Here is a 2,283-nt window from a genome sequence, read left to right on the forward strand (position 1 = left end):
AGATACCCGAATGGGATAAGCCAGTGCGGAGGGGTTGATGAGCGACATCGAACGCGAAAGCATGGAATTCGACGTGGTTATCGTCGGTGCCGGTCCGGCGGGCCTCGCCGCCGCCATCCGCCTCAAGCAGGTCAATCCCGAGCTTTCGGTCGTCGTCCTGGAGAAGGGCGGTGAGGTCGGCGCCCATATTCTCTCCGGCGCCGTCGTCGATCCGATCGGCATCGACCGGCTCTTGCCGGGCTGGCGCGACGAGGACGGCCATCCCTTCAAGACGCCGGTCACCGCGGATCATTTCCTGGTCCTTGGTCCTGCCGGCTCGTTCCGTCTGCCCAACATTTTCATGCCGCCGCTGATGAACAATCACGGCAACTACATCGTTTCGCTGGGCAATGTCTGCCGCTGGCTGGCGACCAAGGCCGAAGCGCTCGGCGTCGAGATCTATCCGGGCTTTGCCGCTGCCGGCCTGCTCTACAATGAGCAAGGCGCCGTCACCGGTGTCGTTACCGGCGACATGGGCGTCGAGAAGGACGGAACGCACGGCCCGGGTTTCGCACCCGGCATGGCGCTGATGGGCAAATATGTGCTGATCGGGGAGGGCGCTCGCGGCTCGCTCGCCAAGCAACTGATCGCCAGATACAAGCTTTCCGATGGCCGCGAACCGGGCAAATACGGCATCGGCCTGAAGGAACTCTGGCAGGTCAAGCCGGAGAACCACCGGCCGGGGCTGGTCCAGCATTCCTTCGGCTGGCCGCTTGACTTGAAGACCGGCGGCGGCTCGTTCCTCTACCATCTCGAGGACAACCAGGTGGCGGTCGGCTTCGTCCTCCACCTCAATTACAAGAATCCCTGGCTGTCGCCGTTCGAGGAATTCCAGCGCTTCAAGACCCATCCGGCGATCGCGGCTACGTTCGAAGGCGGCAAGCGGCTGGGCTATGGCGCGCGCGCCATCACCGAGGGCGGCTGGCAGTCGGTGCCGAAATTGTCCTTCCCCGGCGGTGCGCTGATGGGCTGTGCCGCGGGCTTCGTCAACGTGCCGCGCATCAAGGGTTCGCACAATGCCGTGCTGTCCGGCATGCTGGCGGCCGAGCATGTCGCCGAGGCGATCGGCGCCGGGCGCGCCAACGACGAACTCGCGTCCTACGAGGAAGCCTGGCGCGCGACCGACATCGGCAAGGATCTGAAGAAGGTGCGCAACGTCAAGCCGCTGTGGTCGCGCTTCGGCACCATCGTCGGTGTCGGCCTTGGCGGCCTCGACATGTGGCTGAACACGCTGTTCGGTGTCTCGCCCTTCGGCACGCTGAAGCATGGCAAGGCCGACTACGCAACGCTCGAGCCTGCCGCCCGGCACAAGAAGATCGCCTATCCGAAGCCCGATGGCGTGCTGACCTTCGACAGGCTGTCCTCGGTGTTCCTGTCCAACACCAATCACGAGGAAAACGAGCCGGTCCACCTGCTTGTCGGCGACATGGAGCTGCAGAAGCGTTCCGAGCACGATGTCTTTGCGGGCCCCTCGACGCGCTATTGTCCGGCCGGCGTTTACGAGTGGGTCGATAAGGACGGCAACGCCGCCGCCGATCCCACGGCCAAGGATGTGCGCTTCGTCATCAACGCGCAGAACTGCGTCCACTGCAAGACATGCGACATCAAGGACCCGAACCAGAACATCAACTGGGTGCCGCCGCAAGGCGGAGAAGGCCCGGTCTATCAGGGCATGTAGGCCCGCGCCGGCCGCAGCGTGCAAAGGTCCCGACGATGGCTCGGGGTCTCCCGTGGCATGTGGAACATTAGAACTGTTGAAACTGCCGCGCGCTTATGGTTCCATTCCTTGACGATAAGGAGATGGCCATGCGCCTGACGGTTCTGGCATGCCTAGTGGCGATCGGTGCGCTGTTCGGTCTGGCTTCGGCGGCCTCGGCCGGCACCAGGGTGGTGGTCAAGACGCGGACCTACGACATCACCGGGAACACGGGGCTGGCGCTAGTCCAAGCTATGGACCGCAAGGGGCCGAAGCACGGCTTCATGACGCATGCCATCGCGCTGACCGGCTACGCTGTGGATTGGGACCTCGACACCAGCCAGGACAATGGCGTCTGCCGCTTGCGGCGTGCCAACGGCACGCTCAATCTCTTCTACACATTTCCGCGTGTCGCCTCGGCCACCACCCCGACGCTCCGGAAGCGCTGGACGCGGTTCTTCGCCGGCGTCCGCGCCCATGAGGAAACCCATGGCCGCATCGCCAGGGAGATGATGCGGGCCACGGAACGATCCATCTCCGGCCTCAGG

2 protein-coding genes are annotated in these 2,283 nt (G+C 64.3%); both read left to right on the forward strand.

Going from position 1 to position 2,283, the window contains the following annotated elements:
* The first annotated feature begins 37 nt into the window (after nucleotides 1-37).
* Complete coding sequence (locus EN884_RS33470) at nucleotides 38-1,717, forward strand: electron transfer flavoprotein-ubiquinone oxidoreductase (RefSeq protein ID WP_013532620.1); 1,680 nt, start codon at nucleotides 38-40, stop codon at nucleotides 1,715-1,717.
* A 128-nt stretch (nucleotides 1,718-1,845) separates the two neighbouring features.
* On the forward strand, nucleotides 1,846-2,283 hold a 438-nt coding region (locus EN884_RS33475; RefSeq protein ID WP_128361024.1), incomplete at its 3' end, for a DUF922 domain-containing protein.

It is taken from the genome of Mesorhizobium sp. M7A.F.Ca.AU.001.01.1.1 (assembly GCF_004022735.1).
Lineage (GTDB): Bacteria > Pseudomonadota > Alphaproteobacteria > Rhizobiales > Rhizobiaceae > Mesorhizobium > Mesorhizobium ciceri.

Bases quoted from the DNA above. Each gene is read 5' to 3' on its own strand.
- EN884_RS33470 (WP_013532620.1), top strand. From the start codon at position 38: ATGAGCGACATCGAACGCGAAAGCATGGAATTCGACGTGGTTATCGTC.